Genomic DNA, 16,066 nt, shown 5'->3' on the forward strand with positions numbered 1-16,066 from the left:
TGGTGGGAGGGCGCGGACCCGACGACGGTGGATCCGCGCCGCGTCCCTGCGTCAGGCCGCGTGCTTCACGTCAGGCGCTGACGCCGACGCCAATGGGGCAGCTGACGCCCGTGCCCCCGACGCCGCAGTAGCCGCCCGGGTTCTTCTGCAGGTACTGCTGGTGGTAGTCCTCGGCGTAATAGAAGGCCGGCGCCGGCAGGACCTCCGTCGTGATGTCGCCCAGCCCCTTCGCGTGCAGCGCCGCCTGGAACGCGCGCTGCGTCTCCTCCGCGGCGCGCTTCTGGGCGTCGTTCGCATAGTAGATGCCGGAGCGGTACTGCGTGCCCGCGTCGTTGCCCTGGCGCATGCCCTGCGTCGGGTCGTGGTTCTCCCAGAACACCTTCAGGAGCTGCGCGTAGGAGACCTTCTTCGGGTCGTACACCACGCGCACCACCTCGTTGTGGCCGGTGAGCCCCGAGCAGACCTCCTCGTACGTGGGGTTCGGCGTCAGCCCGCCCGCGTAGCCCACCGCCGTGGAGTACACGCCCGGCACCTGCCAGAACTTGCGCTCCACGCCCCAGAAGCAGCCCATGCCGAAGACGGCCTCTTCGAAGCCCTCCGGCACGGGCCCCTTCAGCGGGGTGCCCAGCACGGTGTGCTTGGGGGGAACCGGCATCTCCTGCGGACGGCCCGGCAGCGCCTCCTGGGGAGTGGGGAGCTTCAACTTCTTCGGGGACGTGAAGAACATGCTCTAGCTTTAGCCCCGGGCCCGCCGATTTTCACGCCTGGCGCACGGCCGCCCTCCCGCCCCCCGTCCCACCAGGAATGCCCGCCTGCGTGGTCGGTTCCCCAGGACTCCCATGCGCACCCCCCTCTTCGCCGCCCTCTGCCTCCTGGCGCCCACCGCCGCCCTCGCCGCGAAGGACCCGAGATGCGCCGGCAAGCCCGCCGCCCGGGCCGCCCGCTTCTCCGACACCGCCCTGAAGGGGCAGTCCGCCGCGCAGCGTTACGCCGCCTACGTCCAGGCGTGCGCGCTGGACGACGTGGTGTCCCTCACCCAGGGACTCGTCCGGTTCAAGACGGTGAGCAGCGAGGCCCCGGCGTCCAAGAACCCGGAGGTGGCCGCCATGGGGCGCTTCCTGGAGACCTGGGCGAAGCAGCACGGCTTCGCCTTCCGCACCGTGGGCGAGCGCGACGTCTTCGAGCTGTCCTGGGGCGAGGGCGAGCCGCTGCTGGGGCTCGTCTTCCACGGCGACGTCGTCCCCGCCGCCGCGCACGAGTGGAAGCGCCCGCCCTTCAAGCCCGTCGTGGAGAAGGGGCGCCTGTATGGCCGGGGCGTGGAGGACGACAAGGGGCCCATCGCCTCCGCCCTGGTCGCGCTCGCCATGGCGAAGGACCTGGGCCTCAAGCCCCAGGGCCGCGTGCTCGTCATCATCGGCAATGGGGAGGAGAGCGACTGGTCCGGCATGAAGAAGTACGCGGACACGGAACCGAAGCCCACGCACGTCGTCTCCGTGGACTCCGGCTACCCGGTGATGGCCGCGCAGTCCGGCTTCGTCGCGTGGACGCTGGAGGCGCCCGTGGGCCCGGCCGCCCCCGCGCCGAAGGAAGGCACCACCGCGCGCGCCGTGGACGCCGCCTCGGGGGAGTTCCTCACGCAGGTGCCCGGCGCCGCGACGCTGAAGCTCGTGCCCGTGAAGGGCCAGACGCCGGAGGCGGTGCTGGCCCAGGTGAAGGCCGCCATCGCCGCCGAGCAGCCCGCGCGCAAGGGCCTGAAGGCGGACGTGAAGCGCGAGGGCGCTGCCGTCGTGCTCACCACCCACGGCAACGCCGTGCACTCGTCCGTCGCGGACGAGGGCCACAACGCGCTCTGGGACTTGTCCGCCGTGGCCGCGCGTCTGTCATTGGAGGACAACGGCATCGCCGCGATGCTGCGCGTCGTTTCCCGGCGCTTCGACGGCGACCACCACGGCGACAAGCTGGGCGTCGCGTACAAGGACACGCTGATGGGGCCGCTGCTCGTCGCGCCCACCGTGCTGCGGGTGAAGGACGGTGCCGTGTCGCTGGGCATCAACATGCGCCGCCCGCAGGGCAGGGACGCTGCGGCGTTCAACGCGAGCCTGGACGCCGCCGCGAAGCGCGTGGGCGAGGACACGGGTGGGCAGGTGACGGAGGCGAAGGGCCGCTACGTGGGCGACCCGCACGTGGCGGACACGTCCGGCCCGCTGGTCCAGACGCTGATGGACATCTTCAAGCGTCAGCGCAACGCACCGGACGCCGTGCCCGGCTCCATCCGGGGCGGCACCTACGCGCGGCTGTTCCCCCGGGCCGTGGACTTCGGGCCCGCGCTCCCCAACGAGCCCTACACCGGCCACGCCCCCGACGAGTCCATCGCGCTGGAGACGCTGGATTTGAGCACGCGCATGCTCGCGGAGGCCGTGCACACGCTGGCGCTGTCCCCGGCGCCGGACGTGAAGGCCCCGTCCACGCCGTGACGGCCGCTCACGGCGGCAGGAGGCCCCGGGGCGGTGGGACGCGGGGCCAGTGCACGGTGAAGGTCGTGCCCCGCTCCAAATCGGACTCCACGTGCACGCTGCCGCCGTGCACCTGGACGATCTCGTGCACGATGTAGAGCCCCAGCCCCAGGCTGCGCTGCTTGCCGCCCTCCTCCGGGATGCGCGACGCCTTGAACGGGTCGAACAGGCGCGGCAGCAGGTCCTCCGGGATGGGGTCGCCCTCGTTGTGCACGCGCATCACCACGTCCGCGCCCTCGTCGGTGAGCGTGGTGATGACGGGCGTGTCGTTCCTGGCGTGTTGCAGCGCGTTCACCACCAGATTGCCCAGCACCTGCGCCACCCGGTCCGGGTCCCAGTGCCCCTCCAGGTCTCCGCCCTGGACCCGCAGGGACAGCGGGCGCTCCGGGTGCGTCACCTGCAACTCCTCCAGGGCGCCCTGACACAGATCCGTCATGTTCATGCGCTGGGCCTTCATGGGGATGCCCCCGCCCAGTCGGCTGCTCGCGAAGTCGAGGATGTCGTTGATCATCCGGCCCATGCGCGCGGAGGACTTGCGGATGCGGTCCACCGCCCGGCGCGACGTGGGGTCCAGTCCGTCCGAGCGGCCCAGCATGAAGGCCGACGCGTTCACCGCGTGCAGGGGGTTGCGCAGGTCGTGTCCCAGCACCGCCAGCAGCTCCTCGCGAAAGTCGATGGCCTGCTGGAGCGCGGCCTCCGCGCGCTTGAAGTCGGTGACGTCCACCACCGTGCAGCCCACGCCCAGCAGCGCGCCGTCCGCCGTGCGCACCGGGAAGTAGTCCGCCCGCCAGTACCCGCTGCCGCCCCGCCGCGCATCCGGCCCCTCCAGGAGCACGTCCTGCACCGGCTGGCCGGTCTCCAGCACCCGCCGCAGGGCATGCTCGATGGGCTCCACCGCGCCGTCGCGGATCATCTCGCCGGGGACGTGACCCTGGTGCGCCTCCAGGGGCTTGCGGTTGAGGTTCGCGAGCACGTCGTTGACGCGCAGGTAGCGCAGCTGCGTGTCCAGGAACGCGACGCCCACGGGCGCGGAGTCCACGAGCGAGTCCAGCTGCGCCAGCGACCGCTCCGCCTCCCGCCGGGCCTCGTGCTCGCGCGCGTGCAGCTCCGCCTGGGCGATGTGCGCGGAGGCCCGCTGCGCGACGGCGTGGAAGAGCAGGGTGTCCGCGTCGGAGAAGGTGAACGCCGTGCGCGAACCCATGTACGCCACGCCCAGCAGCCGCTCCCCCTCCAGCAGCGGCACGCCGTACAGGGCGCGCAGGTCCTGCTGGCGCAGGGGCTCCAGGAGGACGCGCGGGTCGGTGGCGGCCGAGCGGACGAAGAAGGGCTGCCGCAAGAGGGCCGCCTGCCCCGTCACGCCGCGCCCCATGGGGACGCGCTGGCCCTTCACCTCCCCGGTGCCCAGACCCACCGCGGCGCGCACCACCAGCCCGTCATCCTCCAGGAGCATCACCGCCGCGGCGTCCACGGTGAGCGTGGCCTCCATCAGCCGGGTGAGCAGGCGCTCCAGGAGCGTCTCCATGTCCGGGTCGTCCAGCGTCGCCTCGGCCATGCGGTCCAGGGTCTGGAGGGTGCGCTGCTTCATCTCCCAGAAGAACTTCATCGTCCGGGTCACCACCCGGTCGAGCGCCTCCTCCAGCCGCGTCAGGTCGCCGGGCCTCAGCCGCTGCTCCTGGTCCTCCAGGCGGCGGTGGATGCAGCGGCGCAGGAGCGCGTACTCCTGCGCCACCTCGCCCAGGTCGAAGCCCTGGTCCAGCCGCGCGGCGGCGTGCGCGAGCTGCAGGCGCTCATCCAGGGTCTCCGGCCCCGCGTCCACCGCGTCCGCCAGCGTGGAGAGCAGCTCCGGCAGGTGGTCGATGAGCCAGGGGTCGCGCGTGGGGACCCTCCCCTCCAGGTGCTCGAGGACCGCCTGCTGCCAGTCCCCCAGCAGCGCCTCGTGGTGGGCGCGCAGGAACGCCGCCGCCGACAGGCGGGCCTCGCTGCCCTCGCTCTCCTTCATGGAGCGTGAATCCGGCTCCTGCATCGCCAGTCTCCCCAGGCCCTTGCCCGGCCGCGCCGCCCTGCCGGAAGGGTGCTCATGGTGTCGCCGCCGTGCTTCGTCCCCCCTCTGTCCCGAACCCGCCATGGCGACCCCCGGCCCTCCGGCCCCGGGACGGGCTTCGGACACACCGCCCGGCGTGCCGTTCACCTTCGTGCGCTCGGCGGTGCCGGCGCACGTTCCTCCGCATGGCGCTGGAGGTGCTCGGGTAGGGTGGCGGACACCGCATGCGCACCCTCCTGCTCAACCGCTCCGCCGTGGCCCGCAACCTCCAGGCGCTCCTGCTCCTGGACGACATGCGCGAGGCCTTCCGCACCGACGCGCTGGCCCGCACGGTGGCCCCGCAGCGCGTCCGCGCGCCGCTGCACTCGGAGGGCACCGCGCTGGTGCTCTTCCCCGGCAGCGTGCCCGGCATCCCCGCGTACACCGTGAAGGTGCACGCGAAGTTCCCCGGGCAGACGCCCGCCATCCGGGGCGTGGTGCACCTGCACGACCTGGTCACCGGCGGACTGCTGGCGGTGATGGACTCCGGCCACCTCACCGCCGTGCGCACCGGCGTCGTGGGCGCGCTGGCGGCGGACGTGCTCGCCCGGCCGGACGCGACGCGCGTGGCGGTGGTGGGCGCGGGCCGGCAGGGCGTGCTCCAGCTCAAGCAGCTGCGGCTGGTGCGCACGCTCAGCCACGTGCGCGTCCACGACACGAACCCGGAGCACGCGAACGCGTTCGCTTCGCGCATGTACCAGGAGCTGAACCTGCCGGTGAGCGTGGAGACGTCCGTGGCGGACGCGGTGGTGGACGCGGACATCGTGGTGACGGCGACGTGGAGCCGCGAGCCCCTCCTGCACCCGGGCATGGTGCGGCCGGGCACGCACATCACCGCGCTGGGCGCGGACGAGCCGGGCAAGGCGGAGCTGTCCGCGGCGCTGCTGGCGCAGTCCCTCTTCGTCTGCGACCACCGCGCGCTCAGCGTGGCGTCCGGCGCCGCCGGCGCGGTGGGGCTCTCCGAGGACGCCATCCACGCGGAGCTGGGCGAGGTGCTGGCGGGCCTCAAGCCGGGGCGCACGTCCCAGGAGCAGGTGACGGTGTTCGCCCCGGTGGGCCTGCCCTTCCAGGACCTGGCCACCGCGTGGCACGTCTTCCAGGCCGCCTCCGGCGACGAGGACGTGCCCACGCTGGACTTCGGCGAGTGACGGCGCGCGGGCCGGGCCCGGAAGGCAGCGGGCCCGCGCGGCCGGGGGCCCGCGTCACGCCTTGGCGAGCACCTGCGACAGGCGGACGGCCTCCTGGTGCAGGTCGGTGTCCTCCGACAGCGGCATGGCGAGCACCTTCTGCACCAGCTCCTTGGCCTTCTTCTCCTGGCCCAGCCGCGCCTGGGCGAGCGCCAGGTTGAGCAGCGGCTCCGGGCGCTCCGGGGCGCGGCGGGTGGCCTCCTCCAGCACCGTCACCGCGCGCGGCAGGTGCTTGTCCGCCGGCTCCGCGGGGATGCGCAGCAGCAATTGGCCCAGGTTGTTCGCCGCGCGCCAGCCGTCCGGCGAAATCCCCATGCCCTGCTCGTACGCGGCGATGGCCTTGTCGTACGCGGGCGGCTCCTGGGATTCGAAGCAGGTGGCCTCCGCCATCTTCAGGGACTCGCTGGTGACGCCCAGCGACGCCATGGTCTGGCACAGGTGCCGGGCCTGTTCGATTTGACCGCGCGCCAGCATCAGCTGCGCGAGGTTCGCCTGGGCGTCCGCGTCCTTGGGGCGCGAGGCCGCGAGCGCGGAGGCCGCCTGGTAGGACGTGCGCAGGTCGCGCAGCGCCATGGACAGCACCGTCACGGAGGCCAGCAGGCGCGGCTGGTTGGGCACCGCCTTGAGGCCCTGCTCCAGCACGCGGCGCGCCTCCGCCAGCTTCTCCTGGGAGGACAGCGCGTGCGACAGGCTCAGGTACGCGGGCACGAAGCGCGGCTGCCGGGTGATGACCTCGCGCAGCGTGGCCAGGCCCTCCTCCGTCTTGCCGGCCTCCAACTGCACCTGGCCCAGGCGGTAGCGGAACACGTCCTGCTGGGGCTGGAGCCGCACCGCGTGGGTGAGGGCCTCCAGCGCCTGGGGCGCCTTGTCCTGCTTGATGAGCATCATGCCCCGGCCGAAGTGGGCCTCGGCGCGGTTGGGGTCCTGCGCGAGCACGCCCTGGTAGGCCTTGAGCGCGGCGTCGAGCTGGCCCTTCTGCGCGGCGATGTTCGCGCGCACCAGCCCCGTCTCCGGCGTGGCGCCCTGCGCCTCCGCCTTGGCGAGCAGCGCTTCGGCCTGGGGCAGCTTGCCCTCCACCAGGGAGAGCTTGGTCATCACCACCAGCGCATCGCGGTGAGCCGGGTTCTTCGCGAGGAGCTTCTCGGCCTCGGCCTTGGCCTGGGCGAGCTGACCCGCCGCGAGGAGGGTTTCCAGAGAGTTCATGGGGGAAGTGTCCCCCAGGGTCCGGGGGCTGTCGAGCGACGGGAAAAAGGAAGGGCCCCGTCCGGATGGACGAGGCCCTGGGAAGCACCTTGGAAGCGAAAGCGGTCCGGCGACTACCAGCCGGTCAGCGCGTTCTTGATGCCCTCGCCGACGTTCTTGATGCCCTCGCCGACGTTCTGCACCGCGTTGCCGATGTCCTGCACCGCGTTGCCGACGCTTTCGCCAATCTTGCCCACGTCGACGGAGAAGCCGAACTCGATGCTCGCGCCGATGCCCAGCGCCGCGCCCACGTCGAAGTTGGCGGACAGCTTGCCGTCCTTCAGGCCGACGTTGGCCTCGAACTCCACGCCGATGCCGGCGAAGGCCTCCGCGCCCGCCGTGACGGTCGCGGGCCCGATCTCCTGGGTGACTTCCGCGCTGGCGCGGGCGCCGGCGAAGGCCTCACCGTGCACCGAGGCCGCGGCCTGGCCGTTGAGGGGATCCAACACCACCTGGCCCGTGGCGGTCGCCTCGGCGCCGACGTTGCCCTCCGCGCCCCACTCGGAGCGGCCCAGCGCGGTGTCCGCGTGGCCTTCCACCGAGCCGCGCACCAGGTCCGCGCGAGCCTCGACGGTGCCCTCGGCGCCAATCTTGCCGCTGAGCGGGTCGATGGAGACGTTGCCCTGCGCGCCCACGTCCGCCGTCAGCGCCTGGCCTTCCACGGTCGTGTGGAAGTTGCTGTTCGCGTCGCCGAACGTGTGCTCACCGGACGCGGCGGTCCAGTTCTTGTTCCACTCGCCCTGGGCGACGGTCTGGTCGAAGCGGCTGGTCTCCAGCTGCTTCTGGATGTCCGTGGTGGTGGACTCGTTGGCCTTGTTGCTCGTGGTGACGCGGTTGCCCTGCACGCCACGGTTCAGGTTGATCGTCGCCTCGCCCTGCGCCCGGTTGTGCGTCTGGGCCTGCACCTCGCGGCGCACGTTCGTGCCGTTCGCCGGGGGGGTGGTCGTGGTGTTCCGGAACACGGGGCGGTAGCGGTTGGTCTCGATCGACATGGGATGGTGCTCCGGAGGGCGCGAGGCGCTTGGAAGGCGTGTGACTTGAAGCTTTATCGGCTCAGGGAGTGGGAAAGTTTCCACCCATCTTTTATTCGCCGCTGATCCACGCCGTCCCTCAGGACTCGGATCGCCCGGGGGCCAGGATTCCCCGGGGGTCCAGCACCGCCTTGAGCCTCCGCACCACCTCCGAGGACGCATCCCGCACCGGGGGTGACGCCTCCTGCGCCTGGAGTCCGGCTCGGGTCAGGAAGTACCCGGCCTGGGCCAGCTCGCGGGCGAGGGCGCGGTAGCAGGCGTGGGCGCGGGCGTCCTCGCCCCGGACGTCCCGGTCGTAGGCGAGCGCGGTGACCAGATAGAGGCAGCGGGGCGAGTGGGCGAGGAGGGCCAGGTTGGGCTCCAGGCCGAAGAGGCGGGGGACGCGGTCGGCGATCTCCACGGCGCGCCTGGCCTGGGCGCCGGTGAAGGGCAGGGCGACGGAGCACCAGATGAAGCCGCAGCGGTCCCGGTCCAGGTCGGGGGCTTGCGGGGGCGGGGTGCGCTTGCGCCAGTAGGCCATGGCGAGGTTGGCCTCGCTGGGGACGCCCTGGAAGTGGCTCTCGCCGTCGGGGGGCGGGGGGGCGAAGGTGACGGGGCGGAAGGCGCCCTCCAGGGCCGTGGCCAGCCGGCGCTCCAGGAGGGCGCCAATCTCCGCGTCCGGGGCGGAGAGGGCGCCGCTGATGGCCCAGCGGCCGAAGCCCTCGCGGAACTGGTCGCGGAACGGGTCGGGCAGGGGCGTGCGGCCCACGGAGGCGTAGGGGTACTGCTGGGTGACGCTGAGGGCCTTGAGGTCGTTCCAGAAGAAGAAGCTGCCCTTGAGGGTGCCGTCCAGGGCCAGCGCCTGGAGCCGGTCCACCGCGTCCCAGAGGTACGCGTCGTCGTTCACGGTGCAGAAGAACTCGCGCAGGTAGGGCTGCTTGCGCGCGAGCCAGAACGTCATCCGCGTCACCACGCCCAGCGAGGACTGGCTGAACAGGCCATCCAGCACCGGCCCCAGGCCCCAGCGGAACACCGGGGCGGCGAGCGCGCCGGGGAAGCGCGCGTGGCCCGTCTCCACCACCTCGCCCGTGGGCAGGACGACCTCCAGCGCGCAGACGTGCTGGAAGATGTCCGCGTGGGGGCCGCGCCCGTCGCCCCGCTCCAGCGCGTTGCCCACGAGGCTCGCGTCCGGCGAGCCGCCGATGGTGGTGATGAAGGTGGAGGAGTTCTTCTCGCGCAGCCACGCGTGCGCCTGCCGGAACGTCACGCCGGGCTCCACGGTGAGGTACGCCAGCTGTTCGTCGTGTTCGACGATGCGGTCCATCCGCCCCAGGTCCAGCAGCACGCTGCCGTCGCCCGCGGGCACGCGCGAGCCATAGCCCCAGTTGCGGCCGCCGCTCACCGGGTACACCGGCACGCCGTGCGCCTGGGCGATGCGCAGGCACGCCTGCACCTGGGCGGTGTCCGCCGGCCGCAGGATGGCGGGGATGCGCTGCGTGGTGGCGAAGGTGGCCGTCTGGGCCGCCTCCAGCGCGTCGGGCTCCACGACGACGTGCGCTTCGCCCAGCGCCTCCCGCCACGCGGCCAGGGCCAGCTCCAGCGGCGACCCATCCACCGGGACCTTCGCGTCGGTTTCGTTCACGGGGCGCAGTATGCCCGCGTCGCCCGTCCGGGCGCTGGCCTCCTGGAAGGGGGGCGGCCGGCCGGGCCTGGGGCCGGGAGGGTCGCCGGGCGGACACCGTCGATGGTCGCCCCCTGACGCGTGTTCATCTTCGGCGTGGGGAGGTGTTCATGTTGGGTTTCATCGCGTCACGGACGGGACGGTGGGTGCGGATTCTGGCGGGCACGGGCCTGGTGCTGGGCGGCCTGGGTACGGGTTCGCCCCGGGGCGCCATGGTGGCCCTGACGGGGTTGGTGCCGCTGATGTCCGGGGCCCTGGACCTGTTCCTGCTGGGGCCGCTGTTCGGGCTGCCCGTGAATGGCGCGGACGCGCGGCGCGCCCTGGGACAGCCGGAGGACGCGCCGCTGCTCGACCTGGCCCACGACGGCGGGCGCTCTCCCTACGCGCCGCCCAGCATGCTGCTGCACTAACGGCGCCTTTCAGAACGGCGGCGGAATTGGCTGCGCATGGCCACCGTGCACCGGTCCAGCTCGAAGCGCGGCGCCCTTCCGCAACGGCGGCGGAATTGGCAGCGCGGCGCCATCGTCGCCGCGCCCAGCTCGGCCCGTGGGCGCGCACGTCGGACAGCTCGTAACTGGCACCCCTTTAAACATCTTCGGCATCGGCTCCCTGCGGGGAGGAAGGCGTGCTGGCTGGCAAGCAGGTGTGCGCTGCAAGGGGCTGCTCCATCGGCACGCCCTGCCCCCTGTGCGGACGGTAGCCCCTTGGCCACTCTTGGACTGGAGGTTCTACCGTCATGTTCGATGCCATCGTGGAGCGCTTCCTTGCCCAGAGTCCACTCACCGTCATGGCCCGGGTGGTGCTGGAGCGTGCCTGTGACGCGGCGTGGGTGGATGCGGCGTTCCATGAGCACCGGAGCCGGCAGTATGAGCGCGAGTTGCTTTTCTCCGACATCGTCGACCGAATGAGCCTGGTCGTGCTGGGCTTGCGCCCCTCGCTGCATGCGGCGGCGCAGCGGCATCGACTGCCCGTCTCGGTGCAAGCGCTTTACAAGAAGGTGAACCGGACCGAGCCGGCGGTCCTCAGGGCGCTGGTGCGTGGCGCGTACGCGCGGCTGGCTCCGGTGCGCTGCGCGATGGGCCAGGGGGAAGCGGTTTGCGAAGGGATGGCCGTGCGCATCGTGGACGGCAACGACTTGCCGGCGAGTGACAAGCGCCTTTCTGCGTTGCGTGGCTTCCGGGGCGCCGCGATGCCGGGCCAGTCCCTCGTGCTCTATGACCCGGACCTGGACCTGGTGGCCGACGTGCTCCCCTGGGAGGACGCGCATGACCATGAGCGCTCGCTGCTCCAGCATCTGCTGCCGCAAGTCGAGCCAGGACACCTCTGGGTGGCGGACCGGGGTTTCAGCACGCGTTCGATTCTCCAGACATTCGCCGCCCACGACGCTTTCCTGCTGGTTCGTGAGCATGCACGCAATCCCTCACCGACCGAGGAGCGCCCGCGAAGGAAGGTGGGGCGCATCGAGACCGGCACGGTATTCGAGCAGCCGGTGTCCATTCCAGACGGAGCCAGCGGCCTGCTGCGACTGCGGCGCATCGAGATTGAACTCGACGCGCCGACCGAGGACGGCGAAACCGTCATCCGGCTGCTGACAAACGTCCCAGCGGACCGCAAGGCGGCCACCACCCTCGCCCAGCTGTACCGCACGCGCTGGCGCATTGAATGCCTTTTTGGCCGCCTGGAATCCGTCCTCGAAAGCGAGGCACGAAGCCTTGGCTCTCCCCGGGGCGCCCTACTTGGATTCTGCGTCGCACTGGTGGCCTACGACGTGTTGGCCCTTTTGCAGGCGGCGGTGCAGACCGCCCATCCGGTGTGCGAGGAGAAACCCATCTCCCCTTTCTACATCGCGGCCGAACTGCGCGAGTACTACGGCGGAATGAAGGCCGCCCTCCCGGAGGAAGTCTGGGTGCCATACGAAAGCCAGACATCGAAGCGGCTGGCCCGGACGCTGGTGGAAATGGCAAGGCACGTAGACCCCGTGATGCTCCTCAAGCATCCTCGCGGGCCGAAGCCAGGGAAGAGGAAAGGCTACGCACCAAGCAGTGAGGTGCGCCGGCAGGTCGCGACGTCACGCGTCCTCACTGCCGGCACCGTCGACTACGTCAAGCAAGATGTTTAGAGGGATGCTCGTAACTGGTCGCCCTGCCCCTTGGTGGTGGGATCCGAACGCCACGAGAACCGGATTCCAATGGACCCCGCTCGATGATAGCGAGCATCGGTGCACTCGCGTCAGCGGGGGTGCCCAACGTGGAGCGATTACACAGGAGGGCTTGGCATGTCGCGTATCCGGAGTCAGCAGACGGCGCAGATTGAAGTTGAAAAGACTGGCGAGATTGTTGAGGTCTCTTGCAGTGACCTCACGTGGGAGGCGACGAACGAGGGAGAGAAAGATGAGGGTATGGGGCCGGAATTGCTTCACGTCGCAGAATTTGAAGTCGATGGCATGATTGCGACTTGGAAGGTCTGGGAGTACCCCGCAGGGAAGATTGAGCTTTCTGATCCCCCGGACGTCGTAGGTGGAACTCTGGTACGGGATTTCGAGTTCTCGTTGGTTCCGTAACTACTCCTATCAGGCTAGTGGCATCGGGCTGACCGTCTGGCGGATCAGGAGCGGTGGACACCCCACCACCACGGGGCAGGGCGAGCAGTTACGACAGCTCCAGCTCGGCCCTGGTGGCGCGCACATCGGACAGCTCGGCCCGGTGGAGTGTGCCAGGAGACGCGCGGCAGCCTCCGTCAGCGTGGAGAGTCGCGCCCGCCGATCACCGGGAAGCGCTCATAGGCCCGATTGAGCGCGTCCAGGTGGGCGGGGTTGTCATAATTGAGCGGCGCATCCGTGAGCTTCACAACCCATCCGCCCGACGGCGTGCGCTGTGCCCGCGTGAGTAGGTCGGCGTCGCGAGCAGGATCCGGGAACCCGATGGCCTGCGCGGCAGCAGCAGACCAATAGTTCAACCACCCGAGGAAACAGGGAATCTCAGGCGCGGGGAGGTTTTCTGGAAGACTGAGCATGGGAAGCCCACGGGGTGAGCGCTCCGGTCCATCAGCGGAGCGGCGAAACTGATCCCCGACTTCCGAGCCGTAACCATACCGGGACGCATGCCCCCAGAACGAGCGCGCCCCCTCCGCCACGGCCTCAAGCATAGCCGCCGCTGCCGCGATCACAGGCTCGTCTAGTGGCAACTTCGCACGAACGTCGAGTTGCGGCTGACCGCCCGGGCTGAGGAGTGCTGGGCTCTGTCTCCCCGAAATCGTCACGGGGTAACTCTCGTCCCCGTTGCACAGAAGAGGGATTCTCCCGTCCTTGATCCTTTCTATGAGCCACGCGTCGCGCTGCGGCAAGGCGATGGGGCGCCCGCTTTCGGAGATCCTCCATGCGAGGCGCAAACCCGGAAGGGCCTTTTCCATCCCATGGATGAGATCGAGCGCGCGGCCGTCTTTGCCCACGAGCGCAGGCGCGTAGACGATAAGGGTGAGGGCTCTAGGCTTGGTCATCGTGTGCACCCCGTAACGACGACATTGAGCCCCGGAAGCGCTTCGCGCAGCGCGTCTTTATGCGCTTGCGTGCTCACCCCAACGACGAAGTCGTATCCACAGGCCCGCGCAGCTGCGAGTTCCTTGGTCAATTGCTCCACCTCCTTCTCAATCTCCCGCTCCTGGATAAAGTCAGGGTAGGTGTCAAATCGATGGGTCTTGATCTCCCACAGCACACGTACGCCGACTTGCAGCGCATCGAAGCGCTCACCGCCCACGAATACGTCCATGCCGGGATAACGGTTGGGCGGAAACTGATCGGCGCACTGGTTATGCGGGACATCTTCGCCCGCGTGCCGCACCGGGAAGGGTTCGCACGACGGACGGCGCAGTGTGGTTTCTGGCGGTGGAGGGAAGATGTCTCCGGTGGGTGATCCCTTTGGCTTTGGCGTTCGCTTCGCTAACGGTTCCTGAGCGGGCTGCGTTTGAGCCTTGGGCTTCGCGCGCTCGCGGGACGCGTTCCGTTGATAAGCATCAATCCCCTCCTGGATGGCGGCGGCTACCACCACCGCGCTGATAGCAATCACTGCACCGACGACGATCTCGGGTGCCGCGAAAACACAGAGGGTCACGACTGCGGGAGCGGCTGCATCCACCGAGGCGACAGCGCATCTTTTGGTGACATCCCGAAACCTGACCCTGTCGCGGTCGAGAGCATGAAAGCACCGCTGCGCAAGGATTGGCCACTCGTTGGAGGCTTCCCGCACCACGCATTTCCCATCATCCGTCCACGGATACTGCGCCGCCCGCTGAAGGTTCGCGAGTCTCGGACTCGGGGGACTCGGGTCCTCCAACTCTCCCGGGCTCGGATCCATCGTGGCGCAGGCCGAGAGCAGGAGCAGGAGCAGGAGCAGGGGGGCGCTGCAAGTTCGCGCACGCATGGCCACGTTCTTTCAATCAAGCGAAGTGCTGCGGGTCACGGCTCCGGCTCTCCGATGGAGCATATCAGCACGCCCCAACAGCGAGAGCCGATGGAAGAGCGCTCGTCCGACAGCGCCAGCTCTGGCCAGTGGCGCGCACGTCGGACAGCTCCAGCTCGGCCCCGTGGTGCGCGCCAGGACGGCAGCCATCGTCGCCGCGTCCAGCTCAGCCCCGGTGGCGCGCGCGTCGGACAGCTTCAGCTCGGGCCGGTGGAGCACGCCCGCAGCTTAACAGCCATCGTCGCGGCGCCGCTCAGGCTGGGACCCGTGTCCCGCGTGTCAGACGCCGCCAGCCGAGGGCCGACGTGATAACTTCAGCCCTTCGCTTGGCTTGCGCCCTGGGAGGGCTTCACATGCCAGAGGATACGAAGACGCGGCATCGGGAACCGCTGTTCCTTGAGAGCGACCCCAGGTTCGTCTACGCGAGAGACAAGCGACGCGGTGACGATGCCCCCTTGGTCTTCTTGCCCGACGGCGGAGCGGAAACGCTTCGGTCCGATTCCAGGGAGGGCCATCTCTGGTGTCCCTTCCCAGGCTGCGGCGTTCGCTTCGTCACCACCCGGAGCGGCAAGCGGCGGCACTGCTTCGTCCATGAGTCTGGGGCGCGCGAGTCAGTCGATGTCCATCACCCCGAAACCTACTTCCACCTGCTGGGCAAGGATCTTGTGTTCCAGTGGGCGCGGCAGCGTTACCCCAGCGCTCAGGTTCAACAGGAAGTGAAGGTCGAGAACGGACAACAACCCGATGTCCTGGTGACCCTGGGGGGGCGCCGGTTCGCCTTCGAGATCCAATACTCGGCCCTTGCTCCAGAGGAACCGCAGCGACGGCACAAGGGCTACCGCGATCTCGGCATCATCGACGTTTGGTTGTTGGGCCATCGTCCCCCGCACCTCGTGAACGCGCGGCACCACTCGGAAGAATTGCCCTTGGTAGAGATGGGCCAGGCTCAGCGCCGCCTCATCGAACTCGGGGCGCAGTGCTTTTGGATCGCTCCCGAGGGAATGGAGGGGGGAGCCATCGCAACAGCTTGGACGATGAGCCGCCGTCAAGTGCATCAGCCCACCTTGAAGACGAGTGACGAGCGGCACAGGTTGCCCTTGACGATGGCGTGGGATGAGTGGACATGGCAGCACCCTCCCTCCCAGAGCGACAACCTCATGCACTTTGACGCGGACGCCCTCTCTGAATGCAGCCTTGAGGGGCAACGCTTCGTAACGCCGACACTGCGGCGGCTATGGGAGGAACAGGCCAGGATTGACGCGCTCACCTCGCAGCGCATCGACACTCTCAGGCGTGAGGCGGAAGCTCAGCGACCCACACGCACTGATCCACCTCCCCGAGCGGATCCGCCTACGGCGCAGGGCTCGCTGTTCCCGCAGGGCAGTTCCACGGAGGATGGAACCCGAGAGGATCTACGCAAGAGGCCCGACGCGCCCAGCGCGCACAGCATCCACTCGACGCTTGCAGCCCTCCAGAAATACCCCTGGTTCATCGTGAAAACGCGCACGCTGGACTACTTCACGCGTGCCGAAGAGATCACGTTCGAGGTACGCGACAAGATCCAAGTGGGTAGCCAGGAAGGCACACGGCGGCCGGTGGGCTCCATGGAGGAGGGGATTGCCTGGGTCAAGAACGGGGGGCATGAGGTGATCGTGCTTGATCAGGAGGTGGTGAGCCTCAAGGGATCGCCTTTCATGTGGGCGCCGCCTATCCCGCTCAACTGGACTCTTGACGGGACCGCTACCCGCCGTCGCTGGTAGGCGGCGCCTCCGTACCTCGCCCCGGTTGCGGCCCAATGTGCTGGGCACAGTGGAAGCCCAGCGCGTCGGACGCTCCAGCTCGGGCCAGGACACGCGCGTCGGACAGCGCCGCTTCCCCCTTACGGCAACACACTCCTAG

13 protein-coding genes are annotated in these 16,066 nt (G+C 69.8%); 6 read left to right on the plus strand and 7 right to left on the minus strand.

Annotation, left to right across the window (positions count from 1 at the left end; genetic code table 11):
- Positions 1-70 precede the first annotated feature (70 nt).
- Positions 71-727 carry a peptide-methionine (S)-S-oxide reductase MsrA gene (gene msrA / locus OV207_RS02590; RefSeq protein ID WP_267552288.1) on the minus strand — a complete coding sequence of 219 codons (657 nt, stop codon included), beginning with the start codon at positions 725-727 and terminating at the stop codon, positions 71-73.
- Between the two features lie 112 nt (positions 728-839).
- Between msrA and OV207_RS02595 the strand changes: the two genes are divergently transcribed.
- On the plus strand, positions 840-2,474 hold the full coding sequence (locus tag OV207_RS02595) for a Sapep family Mn(2+)-dependent dipeptidase (protein WP_267552290.1): 1,635 nt from the start codon (positions 840-842) through the stop codon (positions 2,472-2,474).
- Positions 2,475-2,481: 7 nt separating this feature from the next.
- On the opposite strand, the gene OV207_RS02600 is transcribed toward OV207_RS02595, so the two are convergent.
- Positions 2,482-4,512 carry an ATP-binding protein gene (locus tag OV207_RS02600; protein WP_267552301.1) on the minus strand — a complete coding sequence of 677 codons (2,031 nt, stop codon included), beginning with the start codon at positions 4,510-4,512 and terminating at the stop codon, positions 2,482-2,484.
- Positions 4,513-4,778: 266 nt separating this feature from the next.
- Here OV207_RS02600 and OV207_RS02605 point away from each other — a divergent pair, with 266 nt between their 5' ends.
- Complete coding sequence (locus OV207_RS02605; protein WP_267552303.1) at positions 4,779-5,741, plus strand: ornithine cyclodeaminase family protein; 963 nt, start codon at positions 4,779-4,781, stop codon at positions 5,739-5,741.
- A gap of 54 nt (positions 5,742-5,795) precedes the next feature.
- On the opposite strand, the gene OV207_RS02610 is transcribed toward OV207_RS02605, so the two are convergent.
- The 3 genes from OV207_RS02610 to OV207_RS02620 all read right to left on the minus strand — a co-directional run bounded on the left by OV207_RS02610 (position 5,796) and on the right by OV207_RS02620 (position 9,674).
- On the minus strand, positions 5,796-6,983 hold the full coding sequence (locus tag OV207_RS02610) for a tetratricopeptide repeat protein (protein ID WP_193346212.1): 1,188 nt from the start codon (positions 6,981-6,983) through the stop codon (positions 5,796-5,798).
- A 113-nt stretch (positions 6,984-7,096) separates the two neighbouring features.
- Positions 7,097-8,014 carry a hypothetical protein gene (locus OV207_RS02615; RefSeq protein ID WP_267552305.1) on the minus strand — a complete coding sequence of 306 codons (918 nt, stop codon included), beginning with the start codon at positions 8,012-8,014 and terminating at the stop codon, positions 7,097-7,099.
- A gap of 118 nt (positions 8,015-8,132) precedes the next feature.
- Positions 8,133-9,674 (minus strand): FAD-binding oxidoreductase, encoded by a 1,542-nt coding sequence (locus OV207_RS02620; protein ID WP_267552307.1) that lies wholly within the window; start codon positions 9,672-9,674, stop codon positions 8,133-8,135.
- 149 nt (positions 9,675-9,823) lie between these two features.
- Between OV207_RS02620 and OV207_RS02625 the strand changes: the two genes are divergently transcribed.
- From OV207_RS02625 to OV207_RS02635, 3 genes are all read left to right on the plus strand, one after another.
- Complete coding sequence (locus OV207_RS02625) at positions 9,824-10,123, plus strand: hypothetical protein (protein ID WP_267552309.1); 300 nt, start codon at positions 9,824-9,826, stop codon at positions 10,121-10,123.
- A gap of 377 nt (positions 10,124-10,500) precedes the next feature.
- Positions 10,501-11,832 carry an IS4 family transposase gene (locus OV207_RS02630; RefSeq protein ID WP_420715171.1) on the plus strand — a complete coding sequence of 444 codons (1,332 nt, stop codon included), beginning with the start codon at positions 10,501-10,503 and terminating at the stop codon, positions 11,830-11,832.
- Between the two features lie 156 nt (positions 11,833-11,988).
- Entirely contained in the window at positions 11,989-12,273 is a 285-nt protein-coding gene (locus tag OV207_RS02635; protein ID WP_267552312.1) for a hypothetical protein, read from the plus strand.
- A 176-nt stretch (positions 12,274-12,449) separates the two neighbouring features.
- Here the strand turns inward: OV207_RS02635 and OV207_RS02640 are convergent, their stop codons facing one another.
- Entirely contained in the window at positions 12,450-13,208 is a 759-nt protein-coding gene (locus OV207_RS02640) for a DUF5953 family protein (RefSeq protein ID WP_267552314.1), read from the minus strand.
- Positions 13,205-14,128, minus strand: a complete 924-nt coding sequence (locus OV207_RS02645; protein WP_267552784.1) for a DUF6310 domain-containing protein — start codon at positions 14,126-14,128, stop codon at positions 13,205-13,207. The genes OV207_RS02640 and OV207_RS02645 overlap by 4 nt, the downstream gene beginning before the upstream one ends.
- A gap of 392 nt (positions 14,129-14,520) precedes the next feature.
- Here OV207_RS02645 and OV207_RS02650 point away from each other — a divergent pair, with 392 nt between their 5' ends.
- On the plus strand, positions 14,521-15,927 hold the full coding sequence (locus OV207_RS02650; RefSeq protein ID WP_267552316.1) for a competence protein CoiA family protein: 1,407 nt from the start codon (positions 14,521-14,523) through the stop codon (positions 15,925-15,927).
- Positions 15,928-16,066 lie beyond the last annotated feature (139 nt).

Source organism: Corallococcus sp. BB11-1, assembly GCF_026626625.1.
Taxonomy (GTDB): Bacteria; Myxococcota; Myxococcia; order Myxococcales; family Myxococcaceae; genus Corallococcus; species Corallococcus soli.